The following is a 16,530-nucleotide window of genomic DNA, read 5'->3' as shown; positions in this document are numbered from 1 at the left end:
CGCGGTGATCGACCGGGGGAACCGAATTCGGTTATCGTTGCTGCAGCGCCCTCACGGGCACGTGCGAGCACGCGGAGGCGCGCCCCATGCCCCTGCCCCATGCCCCGCCCCGTATCCCGCCGGACCCAGCCCGACGCCATAAGAAACCGCGGATCGATCCATGAAAAACGTCTTGAGCATCCAGTCCCACGTCGTGTTCGGCCACGCCGGCAACAGCGCGGCCGTGTTCCCGATGCGGCGGCTCGGCGTGAATGTCTGGCCGCTCGACACCGTGCAGTTCTCCAATCACACGCAGTACGGCCACTGGACCGGCAGCGCCATCGCCCCCGGGCAGATGGTCGAACTCGTGGAGGGCATGGGCGCGATCGGCGTGCTGCCGCGCTGCGACGCCGTGCTCTCGGGCTACCTCGGCACGCCGGAGCAGGCCGAGGCCGTGATCGATATCGTGCGCGTCGTGAAAGCCGCCAATCCGCATGCGCGCTACTTCTGCGACCCGGTGATGGGCACGGCCAACGGCTGCCGCGTGGAGCCCGGCATCGAAGAGTTTCTTGTCAAGCACATGCCCGGGGTGGCCGACGCGATGATGCCGAACCACGGCGAGCTGCAGCGGCTTGTGGGCCGCGAGATCGAAACCGTCGAGGAAGCCGTCGCGGCGTGCCGCCAGTTGCTGCGCCGCGGCCCGAAGGTGATCCTCGTCAAGCATCTGCTGGACCGCAACAGCCCCGCCGACCGCTTCAACATGCTCGTCGTGACCGAGCGCGAAGCATGGGTCGCGCAGCGCCCGCTCTACCCGTTCGCGCGCCAGCCCGTGGGCGTGGGCGACGTGACGAGCGCCGTGTTCGTCGCGCGGCAGATGCTGGGCGACACCCTGCGCCCCGCTTTCGAGCACACGCTCGCGGCCGTGAACGCCGTCGTGAAGGCGACGTGGGACGCCGGCCGCTACGAGCTGGAGATCGTCGCCGCGCAGGACCAGATTGCGCGGCCGCGCGAATGGTTCGACGCCTGGGCGGCGGATGCCCCCTGAAATGCCCCGAAAGGACGTCCGGCGCAGCCTATAATGCGGGCCGCGCACGTTGCGCAGATTGATTGAAGAGAATGGCCGATGTCCCATCCGATCCGCAGCGAACAGGAAGAGTATTTCGAACAGCTTTGTCTGGCCGTCGACGCCGGCGAAACGCACGAACAGGAAGCGATCGAGTACTTCGAAACGCAGAGCCACGAGAGCGACTTCGACGCCGCCCAATGGCTCGACATCGCGCTCTATCACGCGCCCGAGGTGGCGCGCGGCATCATCGATTTCGTGGACGAAGAAGACCGCGCCCGCAGCGACATCGCGCAGACGATCGCCGACAACCTCGACATCGCCTATGGCGAGGACGAGTGCGAGCGGTTTGAAGAAACGCTGCGCTTCGCGCTCGCCAACGGCGTGGCGGTCGATCTCGACGTGGTGCTCGACGGCTGCAATCGCGCGCTCGACGACCTCGAAGACTGGGCCGACGCAGCAACGAAGGCGCCGCTCATGCAACTGCGCGAAACGCTGCTGGAGATGCAGGGCGGCCATTGAGCGCCGCGCGGCGTTCGGCCTGCCTGTGCGGGCACACCGCGCCTTCGCGGCGCAAGGAGTCACGATGAGACCGCTGGCCCCGCCGACTCTCGCCGCTACCCTGCTCGCGGCCGTGGTCGCCGGCCTGGTATCGACCGCGGTATCCGTCGCGGTAGGGATCACGGCCCCCGGCGCGATATCCAACGCCCTCGCGGCTACGCCGCTCACCGTACGCATCGGCTTCGTCGCGCCACTGACAGGCGACGATGCGAACTACGGCCACGACCTCGAGAACGGCGTGCAGCTCGCGCTCGACGAGGCGAACGCGCAGGGTATCAAGATCGGCGACCAGACCGCGCACTTCGAACTCGTGCCGCTCGACGACCAGGGCGATCCGCGCCTCGGCATGCAAGCCGCGGCGCAGTTCGTGAACCTGGGCGTTTCGGCCGTGGTCGGCCACTTCAACTCGGGCACGGCGATTCCCGCTTCGCGCATCTACGAGACCGCGGGCATTCCGATGATCGATCCCGCCGCCACCAATCCCACGCTTACCTCGCAGGGCTTTGCGAACGTGTTCATGGTGATCTCGAACGATGCGCAGAACGCGGGCATTGCGGGCGCATGGGCCGTCGACACGATGAAGGTCAAGCGTATCGCCATCATCGACGACCGCAGCGCCTTCGGTCAGGGCGAGGCCGACGTGTTCGAGCGCACCGTGCGCGCGCATGGCGGCAATGTCGTCGCGCGCGAATTCGCGACCAGCAATACCGACGACTTCGCGACGCAGCTCGCAAGGATTCGACGCACCGACGCCGACCTCGTCTACTTCGGCGGCCTCGCGCACCAGGCGGCCGCCATCGTCCGGCAGATGAAAACCCTGGGCATGACGCCGCAGTTCGTGGGCGGCGGCGGCGTGGTCAACTCGGCCTTCATCCAGGACGCGGGCGCCGCGGCCGAAGGCGCGATGTCATGGGAGTACGGCCGGCCGCTCGCGCAGTTACCCGACGGCCCGCGTTTCGCCCAGAAATACCGGAGCCGCTACGGCACCGACGTGCTCGCCTATGCGCCCTTCGGCTACGATGCCGCGTGGGCGGCGATCCATGCCATGGTCCTCGCCAGGTCGGCACAGCCCGACGTGTACCGCAGCGCGCTGAAGATGATCGCCTTCGACGGCGTCACCGGCCATGTCGCCTTCGAGCGCGACGGCTCGCTGCGCAATGGCGCGTCCACGCTTTATCTCGTGAAGAAAGGCGTCTGGGTGCCGGTAACGACCCAGGGCGGTTAGGCCCCCGCCCCGCCGTCCCGCGCGCGCACGACGATCTGCGCATGCGTATCGCGCTCGATGCGCAACAGCGTATCGCGCATCTGCTCGAACTCGGCGACCGAGCACATCTGATGGCCGAAGTGCGCCGAAAGACGGCGCACGACCTGCACCGTGCGCGAACCCGGATCGAACAGGTAATGCGCCGTATAGGCGAGCGGGCCGCCCGTCACGCTCACGTCTTCCGGCACGTCGGTCACGCGCACGGTCGCCGGCAGCACGATCTGCCCCGCTTCGTCGAAATCCCCGCCGACGCAGGCCCAGGGCTGCGTTCTGCGCGGCTGGGCGAGCCAGTAGTCCACCTGGGTGGCGATGCCGCCCGAGAGGCTCGATAGCGCGGGCAGCGCCGTCGTGCCATCGGGCCAGACAACGTGATCGAGGGTGCCCGTGATGGTGGTCGCAAACGGGCCAAACGTCGCGTCGAGCGGTCCGGTCCCGATGCGGGCCGTGCCGGAAAGGCCTGTTGCCCGCAAGCGCTGCGCAGCCAACTGCTGCGCCGTCTGGCGCGTCGAGCGGCGAAACGTGTTGCGCTCGGGCTCCGCCCCCGCGCCTTCGTCCTCGACGTAATAGCGATACCCGGCGTCGCCGTCGCGCCCCACCTCGACGGCGAGCTTCGCGCTGCGCGCGCGCAACTGCGTCGCCGGCGTGCGCACGAGCACGCCGTCGTCCACGAGCAGCGCCGGACGGTCCATCACGCCCGCCGGCAGATAGCCGAACGCGACCCCGCCCGCGGTCGTATCCGCAAAAAGGCCAAGGTCCGGCAACCAGGTAATCACGTGATTGATCGCATCGGCGCCATACCCCGGCACGTCGGGCAGCGAATAGACCGGGCCGAGATTGAGCAGCGCCGCCTCCGAACGTATGCCCGCCGCCGCGAGCAACGCCGTGAAGACCGCGACGTGGTCCTTGCAGTCGCCGTAACGGTTGCGCAGGATGTCCACTACGCGATGCGGCACCGCCTCGGTCTCGCCGAGAAACAGCGCCACGTAGCGGATATTGAAGCGCACCCAGTCGTAGAGGCGCCGCGCCTTCTCGCGTTCGTCGCCCGCGCCCGCCGTCAGCGCAGCGGCCAGCGCCGCGACGGACGGGTCGGTCGCGCTGGGGTCGGCCGCCGCGTCGCGGTAACGCGCGGCGAAGGCCGTGAAGTCCGGCACCGTCGAAACCATCAGGCGATCGCCCCAGTTCACATAGGCGACCGCGCCGGGTTCCAGCGGCGCATAGGCTCCGTGCCGGTAATCGAACGTATAGCGGGTGCGCCCGTTCGACGTGACCGGCGGGAGCGCGACGTAGCCGCGCGCGTCGGCGTAGAGTGGCACGTCGGCCGGCAGGTCGAAGACGAGGCGCTGGAATTCCACGGGCTCGCCCGTCGGCTCGACGAAATACGAGAACGTGCCCGCCTGCAGCGGCCTCGCGCGCCGCTTGCCGAAGACGAGGCGCACGCGCGAGCCCGGCTGCACGCCGGGGAAGATGACCGTGCGCAGCACGCCGTCCTCGAAGGTCGGCGCACCGGCCGAGCGCGACTCCTGCACGTCGCGCATGCCCTCGGGGCCAACCGGATGCGCCGTGCCGTCCGGATCGACGGTTTCGGCCGAAAGCGCGGTAATCGTTTCGATATCCTTATTGAACCAGACGTAGCGCTGCGCCACCTGGTCGACGCCCGCCGTCGTGTTCGCGCGCATCGTCGAGTCGTCCCGCTCGACGACCGAGCCGTCCTTTTGCACGATGAACAAGTGGACGTCGCGCTCGAGCGTGGCGGGCGCGACGTCCGCAGCATCGGCGGCAGGTTCCGCCGACCCGGGCGTGGGAGCGGGCCCGGTGCTGCCCGGCGGCTGGGCATACGCGGCCCCTCCCGCCAGCAGCAGACAGAGCGCAAAGGCCGCGGCGCGCAGGTGCAAGACAACCTCACGGGAACGGTAGCGATGTCTGCCTTTGTAGCACATCGGCAGATCCTCGCCGAACTGCGCGTGGACAGCGTGGACGGCATGGATGGCGTGCGCGCCCAGGACCGCTAGGGCCGGTTGCCTCCCGGATCCTCGCCGAGCCGCACGAGCAAGGCGTAAAGCTTCGTCACGTGACGCAGCAGCAGTTCGCGATGCTTTTCGATCTGTTCGAGACGCCCGGCGAGATCGGCGCGCACGCGCTCGTCGGCCTCGATCACCGCGATCACTTCCTCGATGCGCGCGCGCAGCACGGCCGGCTCGACGGGCGGCGCGCCCAGATAGCGTTCGAGCTTGCGCACGTCCTGCGCGGCCAGATCGCGCATCTTGCGCAGGCCCGCCATGCGTCCGGCCTGCTGCTGGCCGGCGGCCGCGCGCTCGTCGCCCCGCTGCGCCGCCTTCTGGCCGAAGATCGGCTCGGCGCGCAGCACCGGCGGCTTGCGCACGGGATGCGCCGTGCCGCGAAAACGGGCGTGCGGCGTCTCGTTGCCGATAGCCTCGCGGGCGACTTCCGGCACCTCGTCGGCGCCGTGCGGCACGTCCATCCATCCCTCGGGCAAGCCCGTGACGGCTTCGACGCCGCGCACGAACTCGCCGCTGAAATCGCGCTGTCCCGACAGGATCAGCTTCATGTAACTGGCGGAAAACGTCATCATTCGCGCAAGCCGCGTGGCCGCGCCCACTTCACGGGTCAGCAGCGCGAGATTCGCACGCCATATGGGCGTGAGCGTTGCGCCGGTATCTTCCATCGCTCGAATCCTCCCTCTCTCGCACGCGGGCCGTGCGTTCCTTCTCTCGCACGCGAGCCGTGCGCTCCCTCTCTCGCACGCGCGCCGTGCGGCCCGGCGTGACCGGCCGGACCAGTGACTGAAGGTTAGTCGCTCCAGGAGGCCGCGCGCAACCTGCGTGCCCGGGGGGGGCAAAACACGGAAAACGGAGAAAGAGGAAGATGCCACGCTTTATAGGCTGGAAAGCGGGACGGAAAATGCGCAAAGACGGAAAAAACGCCGCGGCGCGACGGCCGGGCTAGAAATGCCCGGTGAACCGGTAGCGGCTGCCGGGATGCCAGAGATCCGCCACCGACGCCACCAGTCCGCGCGACCACGTGCGCCGGTGCAGCACGAGGCAGGGCTCGGACTCGCCCATCGCGAGGCGGGTGCGCGTTTCGCCGTCGGGCACCAGCGCCTCGATGCGGTACTCCACGCGCTGCAGCGGCGCCTCGCGCATGAGGTACTGGTTCGGCGTGATGTGCGTGAAGTCCTGGCCGGCATACTCGGGCGCCGCCGCTGGATTGACCCAGCGCTCCTCCAGTTGCACGGCCACGTCGTTCTCGAAGTGGAGCACGCGCGAGTAGTACAGCCTGTCGTTCATGGCAAGGCCGGTTTCGACCGCGAGCGCCGCGTCGGCGGGCAGCACGCCGATCTCCAGCACCTCGGCGCGATAGCGGTGGCCACGCGCGAGAATTTCGTCCGAGATACTGCGGATGGCCACGAGCGTCGACTCGTATTTCGGCCGTGCGACGAAGGTGCCCGCGCCCTGCACGCGCGTGAGCACCTGCTCGGCAGTCAGCTCGCGCAGCGCGCGGTTCACGGTCATGCGCGCGACCTTGAACTCGCGCGCCAGTTCGTTCTCCGAAGGCACCTGGTCGCCCTCCCTCCACTCGCCCGCATCGATGCGCGTGAGGATGAAGTCCTTGATGCCCTGGTACGCGGGTGCGTTCATCGCTCAGGCACCATGACCCGGCAAGTGCGCGGCGCGTTGCCTCGTCGCCTGCTTCATGGCGGCGACCATCACGCTGCGGCTTCGGACTCGAACGCCAGCGGGCTGTGCGCCGCAATCACGCCGTTCTGCACGAGACGCGTCATGGCCGCGATGTCCGGGGCGAAATAGCGGTCGAGGTCGTAATGCGGCACCTCGCTGCGTACTGTCTGCATCACGTGCGCGAGCGCCGGGCTCGTCTGGTGCGGCGCGCGCAGGTCCACGCCCTGGGCGGCGGCGAGCAACTCGATCGCGAGGATGTTCGCCGTGTTGTCCGCGATGTCGGCAAGCTTGCGCGCGGCGAAGGTCGCCATGGATACGTGGTCCTCCTGGTTCGCCGACGTGGGCAGCGAGTCGACCGAAGCCGGATGCGCGAGCGTCTTGTTTTCCGAGGCGAGCGCGGCCGCCGTCACGTGCGCGATCATGAAGCCCGAGTTCACACCGCCATCCTTCACGAGGAACGGCGGCAGGCCCGAGAGCGTCGCGTCGATCAGCAGTGCGATACGGCGTTCGGCCAGCGCGCCGATTTCAGCGGCGGCAAGCGCCAGGTTGTCGGCGGCGAACGCTACCGGCTCGGCGTGGAAGTTGCCGCCCGAGAGCACTTCGCCGGTGTCCGGGAAGATCAGCGGATTGTCGGAGACGGCGTTCGCTTCCACGAGCAGCACCTGCGCCGCGTGGCGCATCTGGTCGAGGCACGCGCCCATTACCTGCGGCTGGCAGCGCAGCGAATACGGGTCCTGCACCTTGCCGCAGTCGCGGTGCGAAAGGTTGATCGCCGAGCCTTCGAGCAGCGAGCGGTAGGCCGCCGCCGCCTCGATCTGGCCGCGATGTCCGCGCAGTTCGTGAATGCGCGCGTCGAACGGCTTGACCGAGCCCGCCGCCGCGTCCACGCACAGCGCGCCCGAGACGAGCGCCGTGCGGTACAGGTCTTCGATCGCGAAGAGGTTGTAGAGCGCGAGCGCCGCGGAGGCCTGCGTGCCGTTCAGGAGTGCGAGACCTTCCTTGGCCTGCAGCGTGAGCGGTTTGAGGCCGACGGCAGCAAGCCCCGCTTCGGCGCTGGCGCGCTCGCCGCGAATGAACACCTCGCCGATGCCGAGCAGGACGGCCGACATATGCGCGAGCGGCGCGAGGTCGCCCGAGGCGCCCACGGAGCCCTTGACGGGAATCACCGGCAGCACGTCGGCGTTGAAGAGCGCGATGAGCGCATCCATCACCTCGCGGCGGATGCCCGAGTGGCCGCGTCCGAGGCTCGACAGCTTGAGCGCCATCAGGAGGCGTACGACCGGGCGCGCCATCGGCTCGCCCACGCCCACGGCGTGCGAGAGCACGAGATTGCGTTGCAGCAGTTCGAGCTGGTCGGTCGGAATGTGGGTGCTCGCGAGGCGGCCGAAGCCGGTATTGATGCCGTAGGCGGGCTCGCCCTTCGCGGCGATGTCGGCAACAGCTTGCGCGCACGCGTCGATGGCGGCAAAGCTTGCCGGATCGAGTTCGAGTTTCACTGCCTCGCGCGCGATCTGGCGCAATTGGGGCAGGGTCAGGTGGCCGGGCGTGAGTCGCATTGTCGAATCCTGTCTATACAAGTGCACTGAAGTCTAGCCTGGTCAGCTTGTATAGACAACAGATTCCGCATGTCGCCGCCCCGGTACACGCCACGAGGCGGCGCCCCTACAGCTCCAGCCGGCTCCCGATGAATGTGAGAAAGCACTGCACGCGGGCCGCCAGCGCCTCGCTGCGGTAGTAGACGGCGTGGATCGGCTGACGCTCGTCGGCCAGCGCGTCGTCGAGCACGGTCACGAGCCGGTTGTCGCGGCGGTCGGCGGCGGTCATGAAGTCGGCGAGACAGGCAATGCCGGCGCCGGCGAGCGCCAGTTGGCGAATCGTCTCCCCGCTCGACGCCGAAAGCGACGGCTCGATCGGCAGGTATGGCGTTGCGGCATTCTCTCCGCCCTCGTCCGTGCGCGCCCCCCTCAAAGGCCAGCGGTTCAGATGCGCGGGCGCCGTGAAGCCGATCAAACGGCGCTCGCGCAGAGTCTGCGCATCGTGCGGCGTGCCGTGCGCGGCAAGATACGCAGGACTCGCGACGAGCCGCAGCCGGCTCGTACCCAGCGCGCGCGCATGCAGTGTCGAATCCTGCAGCGCGCCGATGCGGATCGCCACATCCACGCGCTGCTCCAGCAGATCGACGATGCGCTCGTTGTTGGTCAGTTCGAGCTGGATCGCGGGATAGCGCGCGGCGAACCCGGCCACGTGCGGCACGATGCAATGGAGCATGAACGGTGTGGCCGCGTCGACGCGCAAACGCCCCGAAGGCGCCTCGCGATGTCGCGCGACGGCCTCCTCCGCGTCCTCCATCGCCGTGAGGATCGCGCGGGCACGCTCGAGAAACAACTCGCCCTCCCCGGTCAGTTGTAGCCGCCGCGTGGTGCGCAGGATCAGCGCGACGCCCAGTTGTTTTTCGAGCCGCGTGAGCGCGCGGCTCACGCCGGAGACGGTCTGCTGGAGCTTCTCGGCGGCGGCGGTGATCGACCCCGCATCGATCACGGTGACGAATACGAGCAGTTCGTCGGTGGACGTCTTCATTGTTGATCCGCAGTCAAGATTCATTTGAGCCTAACACGGTTTGTGCGTGCGGCCGCACGGCGGATACTCGCCGTCATCGACCTCTCATCCACCTCTCAGCAGGAGCAAACCATGAAGATTTTCGTAACGGGCGCGGGTGGTTTTATCGGCGGATCGGTCGCGGCGCATCTCGCGCGTACGGGCCATACGGTACGCGGCCTCGTGCGCCGGCCCGAGCAGTTCGCCGACCTCGAAAAGCTCGACATCGAACCGGTGGCGGGCGATCTCGACGATCGCGACCGGCTGATGACCGAAGCGCGCGCCGCCGACGCCGTCATCAACGCCGCGAGCAGCGATCATCGCGGCGCGGTGGAAGCGCTGCTCGACGCGCTCGAAGATTCGAGCAAAGTGTTGCTGCATACGAGCGGTTCGAGCATCGTCGGCGACGCCTCGGGCGGCGAGCCGACCGAGCGCATCTACCGCGAAGACGCCCTGCCCGAGCCGACCGCCGACAAGGCGCCGCGCGTGGCCATCGATCGTCTGGTGCTGGCGGGCGCGGCACGCGGCATCCGCAGCGCGGTGCTCTGCAATACGCTGATCTACGGCGGGGGCGTCGTGCCGGGCGCGGCCAGCGTGCAGTTGCCGCGCCTCGTCCGCCAGGCCCAAAAGAGCGGTGTCATGCGTCACGTGGGGCGCGGCGCGAACCTCTGGTCGAATGTTCATATCGACGACGTTGCCGAACTCTACCGGCTCGCACTCGAAAAAACGCCTGCAGGCACGTTCTATTTCGTCGAAAGCGGCGAGGCCGCGTTCCGCGACATGACCGCGGCGCTCGCCGAAGTCATGAAGCTCGGCGAACCGCAGGACTGGCCGCTCGAAGCGGCGATCGAGGAATGGGGCTACGAGATGGCCTCGTACAGTCTCGGCTCGAACAGCCGCGTACGCGGCGGACGCGCCCACACATTGCTAGGCTGGCAACCGCGTCGCAGCTCGGTCACGGAGTGGATCCGCACGGAGATGGACATGGCGCAAAAATAAGCGCTGCAGACCACATTGCTGTTGCGTATCCGTAAGGTCGGTTCGCTAGAATCCGGCGAATTGAATTGTCCAATTTGTCAGGACTGCCGCCTCTTCGCCCGCGTTACGGATACGCCGATGTTCCTCGCGCTGAACTTCTACTGGCTGACCAATCTGCTCGCCATCTTGTTCATCGTCGCGTGTCTTTACGATAAGCGCTACGACGAATATGGCACGCTGACGCTCGCCGCCGGCGCCATGGGACTCATCGTCATGGCGATCGAGGTCCTGCTGCGGCCAGCTTTCGACATGGCGCTCTAGGCGCGCCGAGGCGTGAAGGCGTGTTCGTCCGCGAGCAGCGTCTTGCGTGCCGCAAGTCGTTCGTCCTGCGAAACGATCTTGTGCGCATCCATCGTTGTGCCCTCCTTTGCGTTTCGTGAGCAACGCTGCTCGCGCCGGATCAGCGAAACCGCTCCACCAGATGATCGAGCGCGCCGGACCAGCCGCCTTCATGCGCGTCGCGCGCGACTTCGTCGAAGAAGCGCTCGTGTTTGAGCGTGAGCTCCGTCGCGTGACCGTCCTCGCGCAGCATCACGGTCACGCGCGATTCGCGCTCGGGCGTACTGCGCCACACCCACGTGAAAACGAGCCGCGCGTCGGGCACCACCTCCAGATACGTCCCGCTCACGTCGTGCTGCTCGCCATCCGGCGCGCGCATGATGACGCGAAAGCGGCCGCCTTCGCGCACGTCGGCTTCGGCGTGGAGGCAGACGTGGTCGTTCGGATACATCCACTGCATCAGTTGCGACGGCTGCGTCCATGCCGCGTAGACCTTCGCGGGGCTCGCGTTGATACGCCGCCGGAGAGTGAGACCGGGACTGCTGGAGAAACCGGATTCGGGGCTGGCCGGCATGCGTCCTCCTCGACGAACGCCGCGAGGCGATCGAGTTGTTCGTTCCAGAAGCATTGGTAGCGCATCAGCCACTGCATCGCTTCTTCCATCGGCGCGGCCGCAAGGCGGCACGCCACCGTGCGCCCCGTTTTCTCGCGCGTGACGAGACCCGCTTCGACCAGAACGTCGAGATGTTTCATCACGGCGGGCAGCGACATCGCGAACGGCTGCGCCAGGGTGCTTACGGAGAGCTCGCGCTGCTGCGAAAGGCGCGCGAGCAACGCGCGCCGCGTGGGGTCGGAAAGCGCGGCAAAGGTGCGGTTCAACGCGTCGTCTTCATGCTTAACCATGCGGTTAAGCATAGGAAACGAATGAGGGAAGTCAAGCGCGAGCGGCACAAAAAGCCGCACGGCCCGCGCCGCCGTAACGCGACGCGGGCCGTGCAGCCGGCCGGGCGGGCCGCCGGGTCCGCCTGGCCGAAAGGCCGGGCCATTACCGTGTCAGCGCACGGATCAGATGGCCCAGCCGCCCAGGTAGAACGTGGCCAGCACCACCGCGATCGCCACGGTCCCCACGTTCAGCTTGCGATACTCGCCGCTCACGATGCGGCCGATCACGAGCGTGCAGAAGCCCAGCATGATGCCCGTGACGATGTTCGCGGTCAGCACGATGAACACGGCGCAGACGAGGCCCGACATCGCGTCGACCATATCGGCCATGTCGAGGCGCGAGACGCTCGAAAGCATCATGAGGCCCACGTACATCAGTGCCGGAGCCGTCGCATACGAGGGCACGAGGCCCGCGAGCGGCGCGAAGAACATCACCGCGAGGAACAGCACGCCCACCACGGCTGCGGCGAGACCCGTCTTCGCCCCTGCCGAAACGCCCACCGCCGATTCGATGTAGGCCGCCGCCGGCGCGCCGCCGAAGAAGCCCGAAAAGATCGACGAAAGGGAGTCGGCCGTGAGCGCGCGGCCGCCGTTGATGATGCGGCCGTTCTCGTCGAGCTGGCCGGCCTGGCCCGCCACGGCGCGGATCGTGCCGGTGGCGTCGAACACGGCCGTCATCACGAGGGCAAGCACGCTGGGCAGCACGGCGAGCGAGAGCGCGCCCTTGATGTCCATTGCGCCGATCAGCGAGGCATGGCCCGGCGCGGAAAGCGTCGGCCAGGCGAACACGCCGTGGAAGCTCACCTCGGGATCGAGCACGAAACCGAGCGCTGAGATCGCGACGATGACGATCAGGATCGAGCCCGGCACGCGGCGGCGCACGAGACCGAAGATCGCGGCGAGCCCCGCCACCGAGAGAATCGCCGGCAGCGACGTGATGTGGCCGAGAGTGACGGGCAGGCCCGCACCCGGGTTCTTCACGACGAGACCGACGTCGTTCGCGGCGATCAGCAACAGGAAGAGGCCGATGCCGATGCCTGTGCCGTGCGCGATGCCGTGCGGCAGGTTGCGCAGGATCCACGAGCGCACGCCCGTCACCGAGATGCCGGTGAAGACGAGGCCCATGAGGAACACGGCGCCGAGCGCGACTTCGGGCTTCATGCCCTTGCCGAGCACGAGACCGAACGCGGTGAACGCGGTGAGCGAGATCGCGCAGCCGATGGCGATGGGCAGGCGCGCCCACAGGCCCATCAGCAGCGAACCGAACGCCGTGGTCAGACACACGGCGACGAACACCGCGCTCGTGTCGAAGCCCGCCTTGCCGAGCATGCCCGGCACGACGAACACGGAATAGACCATCGCGAGGAAGGTCGTGACGCCCGCAATCCCCTCCTGGCGCAGCGAGCTGCCGCGCGAGGAAATGTCGAAGTAGCGGTCGAGGAAGCCGGTCGTGCCGATCGGCTCGACCTGGGCGCCGGCCGTCTCGGCGAGCGGCGTGGCCTGGGGTTCCATCATGGTGAGTGCCTCCTTTATCAGCGTGCTGAAACGCAGCCCTTGCCGGGTCCGTCGTCAGGTTCGTCTCGATTGGAATAAGTCGTGTCGGCGCGATGCGCGAGCCGCCGGCACACTCGAAGCAAAAATGCCGGTGACGGCTTTGTCTCCGAATCCACCGCGTGTGGGCGCGGCGATTCACATCGTTTTGACATCTTTTTTTGCTGGATCGAAGGTTAGGCGAACACAATCCAGGCTCCCATCGCGGGAATCGCATTCAGGACATGCCACGATCCTTATATTTGAGATGACAGGGTGCTGCGGGCGGGGCGCCCCCGCGTATACACCAGGCCGCACCAGACTCGCGCCGGGTCACCCCGCCCCTCGCTCACCGGCCTGGAAATCCCGCCCGCACCGGGCCGCGTTGCCGGCCGCAATGCTCAATTGCACGGGATGCGGACCCGCGCGGGTTAAACTCTCACGCACCCGACCCGGTTTTCCCCGCCGCGCGCCAAGGGCGCCGGCCGCTTCAAGGAGTTCCCGTTGATGAGAGGCGGTTTCGCACGTCCCGTTGCAGCCCTCCCGTACGCCCTGCCCCTGCTGGTCCTGCTCATGCTCTCGGGCTGCAGTCTGTTCCGCCCCGCCGCGCCGCCCCCCGAGCCTGAAGCCCCCGTTGCGGCAAGCGAGCCCGAAGCGCCCGCGAGCGAACCCGAAGAAGCGTCGGCACCCGAAGCGGCGAGCGTGCCCGAGGAAACCGCCGAGGCGAAACCTACGCAGAGGAAGCCGCACCCCGCGCCGATCCGGCGCCGCCGCCCGGCCCCGCCGCCGCCCGCTCCGGCCAGCGCGCCGGTGGCGAGCGGGCCCGCACCGATCGTCTCCCTGCGCACGATCGAGCGCGGCAGCTTCCGCACGCTGCTCGACAGTGCCGTCCAGAAAACCGACGGCAAGGTGGTCGGCCGCGCGGTCGACCTCGTGACCGGCCCCGACGGCAAGCCCACGGAAGTGGTCGTGAACCTGCAAGGCTTCATGGGCGTGGGCGACCGCAAGGCCGTCTTCCCGTGGAGCGTCGTGCGCGTGAACACGCAGCCGACCTCCCCCGCCATCACGCTCGCGCTGGGACCGGGCCAGCAGCCCGTACCGGAGCGGCCCCGCTCGGGTACCGGGGCCGGCGTCACGCCGCCCGCCGCGGGCGAGCCGAGTCCGACGCGCCTGCCGATGCTCGACGCGACCGTCGAACGCACCAACGGCGCCAAGGTCGGCCGCGTGGTGGACGTGCTCCTCGACGGCAGCGCGGATCCGCTCGCCATCGTGCTCGACGTAAGCGGCACGCTGGAAAAACGTCATACGATCGCGGCCGAATGGTCGGCGCTGCACTTCGTCACGAAGAACAACGAGCTGACCGCCCAGCTCGATATGAGCGACCAGCAGGTGGAAGCCTCGCCCGAATACGAGAACGGCCAGCCCGTGCGCGCGGTGACCCCCGCTGCGCCGCCCGCGCCCGCCGCCGCCTCTGCGGCTTCCGCGCACGGTGCCAAATGACGGGCGGCACGCTGCGCACGATGGCCAGCACGCGAAGTCTGCGAGCGCTCGACTGGCTGAACTTCTTCGTCGCGAACGTGCAGACGGGCTTCGGGCCGTTCATCGCGTCCTATCTTGCATCGCACAAATGGACCCAGGGCGAGATCGGCCTCGCGCTCTCGGTGGGCACGGTCAGCGCAATGGTGAGCCAGGTGCCGGGCGGCGCCGCCGTCGATGCCTTGCGCAACAAGAAGGCCGCGGCCGCCTGGGCGATCGTCGCGATCATCCTTTCGGCAACGCTGCTCGCCGTCAGCCCGACGGTCATTCCGGTGATGGCGGCCGAGGTCTTCCACGGCTTCGCGAGCTGCATGCTCACGCCGGCCATGGCCGCGCTCGCGCTCATGCTGGTGGGCCGCCAGAACCTCGGCGACCGGCTTGGACGCAACGCCCGCTGGGCGTCGATCGGCAGCGCGGTGGCGGCCGGCCTCATGGGCCTGTGCGGCGAGTACGTCTCGCCGCGCGCCGTGTTCTGGCTGACCGCGGCGCTTGCCCTGCCCGCGCTCGTCGCGCTGGCGATGATCGAGTACGACCGTCGGGGCCCCGGCGCGAACCTGGCCGCATCCGGCGCGCGCAAGCCCGCTGCCCCGCCCGCCGGCGAGCCGCGCGAGACCATCCTCGACCTGCTGCGCGACAAGCGCATGCTGGCGTTCGCGGCCTGCGTCGTGCTGTTCCACCTCTCGAACGCCGCGATGCTGAACCTCGCCGCCGGCGAAGTCACGGCCGGCATGGGCGACAACGTCCAGCTCGTGATTGCGGCGTGCATCATCGTGCCGCAAGCCATCGTCGCGCTGATGTCGCCGTGGGTGGGCCGCACCGCCCAGCGCTGGGGCCGCCGGCCGGTGCTGATCCTCGGCTTTTCGGCGCTGCCGGTGCGGGCGCTGCTGTTCGCGGCGGTGGGCAACCCGTACTTCCTCGTGCCGGTGCAGATGCTCGACGGGCTTTCCGCGGCCGTGTTCGGCGTGATGCTGCCGCTCATCGCCGCCGACGTGGCCGGCGGCAAGGGGCGCTACAACCTCTGTATCGGGCTCTTCGGGCTCTCGGCGGGGATCGGCGCGACGCTCTCGACGGCTGTGGCCGGCTTTGTCGCCGATCACTTCGGCAATACGGTGAGCTTCATGGGTCTCGCTGCCGCAGGCGCCCTCGCCGTGCTGCTGGTCTGGCTCGCCATGCCGGAGACGCGCGACGCGATGGAAGAAGAAAAGGCCGGCGACGTGGCCGTCTGAGCGCCGGCGCGCCCCGGACGCCGCGGACATCCACGCAAAAACGGGCACCGGCCCGAACCTCAAGGTTCAGGCCGGTGCCCGTTCTGCATGAAAAACCCTGTTAGACGACCTACGCTGCCAGCGCCTCGTCCAGACGCGCCGCAACCACGCTGCTCGGCAGGTTGTCGATCTTGCTGGCGAGGATCATCGCGTCGGCATTGGCCGGGCGATGGCGGCGATTGGGACTTGGCCGGAACACCGCGTCGCCGCGGCGGATCTTCTCACCGGTCAGCGCGCAAACCGAACTGCGCCTTGCCGTGCACACGCGCCAAAGCTGGTCGGAATAGCGGCCGTAAGTGGCGTCGCTCCAGCAGACCGTAATGCTTTCCGGATCATGACGCCGGATCAAGGTAATGCCCTGCGCATCCCACGAACGCACGGTAGCGCGGCGCCGATTGGCCGCCTCCGAAGCACCGCGTGTGATGGGTACCGGTCTGCAGCTCCTGCTGCTCTCCAGCTCGCCCGCCAGAAGCAAGGGCTCACTAGCCGCGGACAGAAGACTGACGGTTTGTTGCCAGACGCTGCCGGTATCTAATTTCGTCATAATGCACCTCGTGCACGCGGAAACGATTCAAATATGCCGGTCGAATAAGCACTCTGCCACGTCGGGATTATAGCGTGTCCATCTCGTAATCCACAGGAAAAACTCAATTTTCACACGATAATCCGAAACGCAAAACAATGAGACGGCCAAGCTTACAATCCGACTGAGTCGATACACCAATAGTTTCTTTACTTTCCGCAACTTTTTTGCCGATTTGACGATCTTTGTCATTGCCGGCA

The 16,530-nt window shown here is 67.9% G+C and carries 16 protein-coding genes; 7 read left to right on the top strand and 9 right to left on the bottom strand.

Translation table 11 applies throughout. The features are described 5' to 3' along the window. Positions 1 to 160: 160 nt before the first annotated feature. From pdxY to WJ542_RS09910, 3 genes are all read left to right on the top strand, one after another. Complete coding sequence (gene pdxY / locus WJ542_RS09920) at positions 161 to 1,024, top strand: pyridoxal kinase PdxY (RefSeq protein WP_411189131.1); 864 nt, start codon at positions 161 to 163, stop codon at positions 1,022 to 1,024. A 78-nt stretch (positions 1,025 to 1,102) separates the two neighbouring features. Further along, entirely contained in the window at positions 1,103 to 1,564 is a 462-nt protein-coding gene (locus tag WJ542_RS09915) for a hypothetical protein (protein ID WP_411189130.1), read from the top strand. Positions 1,565 to 1,628: 64 nt separating this feature from the next. Continuing rightward, positions 1,629 to 2,828, top strand: coding sequence for a branched-chain amino acid ABC transporter substrate-binding protein (locus tag WJ542_RS09910; protein ID WP_411189129.1), 1,200 nt, complete (start codon positions 1,629 to 1,631; stop codon positions 2,826 to 2,828). Here WJ542_RS09910 and WJ542_RS09905 read toward each other — a convergent pair. The 5 genes from WJ542_RS09905 to WJ542_RS09885 all read right to left on the bottom strand — a co-directional run bounded on the left by WJ542_RS09905 (position 2,825) and on the right by WJ542_RS09885 (position 9,139). Then, entirely contained in the window at positions 2,825 to 4,804 is a 1,980-nt protein-coding gene (locus WJ542_RS09905; protein WP_411189128.1) for a DUF3857 domain-containing transglutaminase family protein, read from the bottom strand. The two genes, WJ542_RS09910 and WJ542_RS09905, sit on opposite strands and share 4 nt — an antisense overlap. 68 nt (positions 4,805 to 4,872) lie before the next feature. Further along, the gene (locus WJ542_RS09900; RefSeq protein WP_411189127.1) at positions 4,873 to 5,550 is read right to left on the bottom strand and encodes a hypothetical protein; all 678 of its coding nucleotides are present in this window, start codon (positions 5,548 to 5,550) and stop codon (positions 4,873 to 4,875) included. 277 nt (positions 5,551 to 5,827) lie between these two features. Beyond that, positions 5,828 to 6,523, bottom strand: a complete 696-nt coding sequence (hutC, locus tag WJ542_RS09895) for a histidine utilization transcriptional repressor HutC (RefSeq protein WP_411189126.1) — start codon at positions 6,521 to 6,523, stop codon at positions 5,828 to 5,830. A gap of 68 nt (positions 6,524 to 6,591) precedes the next feature. Further along, on the bottom strand, positions 6,592 to 8,118 hold the full coding sequence (gene hutH / locus WJ542_RS09890; protein ID WP_411189125.1) for a histidine ammonia-lyase: 1,527 nt from the start codon (positions 8,116 to 8,118) through the stop codon (positions 6,592 to 6,594). A 106-nt stretch (positions 8,119 to 8,224) separates the two neighbouring features. Beyond that, positions 8,225 to 9,139 carry a LysR substrate-binding domain-containing protein gene (locus WJ542_RS09885; RefSeq protein ID WP_411189124.1) on the bottom strand — a complete coding sequence of 305 codons (915 nt, stop codon included), beginning with the start codon at positions 9,137 to 9,139 and terminating at the stop codon, positions 8,225 to 8,227. 111 nt (positions 9,140 to 9,250) lie between these two features. On the opposite strand from WJ542_RS09885, the gene WJ542_RS09880 reads away from it, so the two are divergent. Both WJ542_RS09880 and WJ542_RS09875 read left to right on the top strand, forming a co-directional pair. Next, a complete protein-coding gene (locus tag WJ542_RS09880) occupies positions 9,251 to 10,156 on the top strand; it encodes an NAD-dependent epimerase/dehydratase family protein (RefSeq protein ID WP_411189123.1) in 906 nt (301 codons plus the stop codon). 117 nt (positions 10,157 to 10,273) lie between these two features. Then, complete coding sequence (locus tag WJ542_RS09875; protein WP_027797668.1) at positions 10,274 to 10,456, top strand: hypothetical protein; 183 nt, start codon at positions 10,274 to 10,276, stop codon at positions 10,454 to 10,456. A 139-nt stretch (positions 10,457 to 10,595) separates the two neighbouring features. On the opposite strand, the gene WJ542_RS09870 is transcribed toward WJ542_RS09875, so the two are convergent. The 3 genes from WJ542_RS09870 to WJ542_RS09860 all read right to left on the bottom strand — a co-directional run bounded on the left by WJ542_RS09870 (position 10,596) and on the right by WJ542_RS09860 (position 12,931). After that, positions 10,596 to 10,925, bottom strand: coding sequence for an SRPBCC family protein (locus tag WJ542_RS09870; RefSeq protein ID WP_411189122.1), 330 nt, complete (start codon positions 10,923 to 10,925; stop codon positions 10,596 to 10,598). Positions 10,926 to 10,933: 8 nt separating this feature from the next. Next, positions 10,934 to 11,377 carry an ArsR/SmtB family transcription factor gene (locus tag WJ542_RS09865; protein WP_411189121.1) on the bottom strand — a complete coding sequence of 148 codons (444 nt, stop codon included), beginning with the start codon at positions 11,375 to 11,377 and terminating at the stop codon, positions 10,934 to 10,936. Positions 11,378 to 11,539: 162 nt separating this feature from the next. After that, positions 11,540 to 12,931 (bottom strand): NCS2 family permease, encoded by a 1,392-nt coding sequence (locus tag WJ542_RS09860; protein WP_411189120.1) that lies wholly within the window; start codon positions 12,929 to 12,931, stop codon positions 11,540 to 11,542. A 522-nt stretch (positions 12,932 to 13,453) separates the two neighbouring features. On the opposite strand from WJ542_RS09860, the gene WJ542_RS09855 reads away from it, so the two are divergent. Continuing rightward, positions 13,454 to 14,446: a PRC-barrel domain-containing protein gene (locus WJ542_RS09855; protein WP_411189119.1), complete on the top strand. Its 993-nt coding sequence runs from the start codon at positions 13,454 to 13,456 to the stop codon at positions 14,444 to 14,446. Further along, positions 14,443 to 15,708, top strand: a complete 1,266-nt coding sequence (locus WJ542_RS09850) for an MFS transporter (RefSeq protein ID WP_411189118.1) — start codon at positions 14,443 to 14,445, stop codon at positions 15,706 to 15,708. The genes WJ542_RS09855 and WJ542_RS09850 overlap by 4 nt, the downstream gene beginning before the upstream one ends. Before the next feature lie 109 nt (positions 15,709 to 15,817). Here WJ542_RS09850 and WJ542_RS09845 read toward each other — a convergent pair whose 3' ends face one another. Continuing rightward, positions 15,818 to 16,291 carry a DUF3331 domain-containing protein gene (locus tag WJ542_RS09845; RefSeq protein WP_411189117.1) on the bottom strand — a complete coding sequence of 158 codons (474 nt, stop codon included), beginning with the start codon at positions 16,289 to 16,291 and terminating at the stop codon, positions 15,818 to 15,820. Positions 16,292 to 16,530: the final 239 nt, after the last annotated feature.

It is taken from the genome of Paraburkholderia yinzeri, assembly GCF_046581065.1.
GTDB lineage: Bacteria > Pseudomonadota > Gammaproteobacteria > Burkholderiales > Burkholderiaceae > Paraburkholderia.
This window is presented reverse-complemented; position numbering and strand designations above follow the sequence as displayed.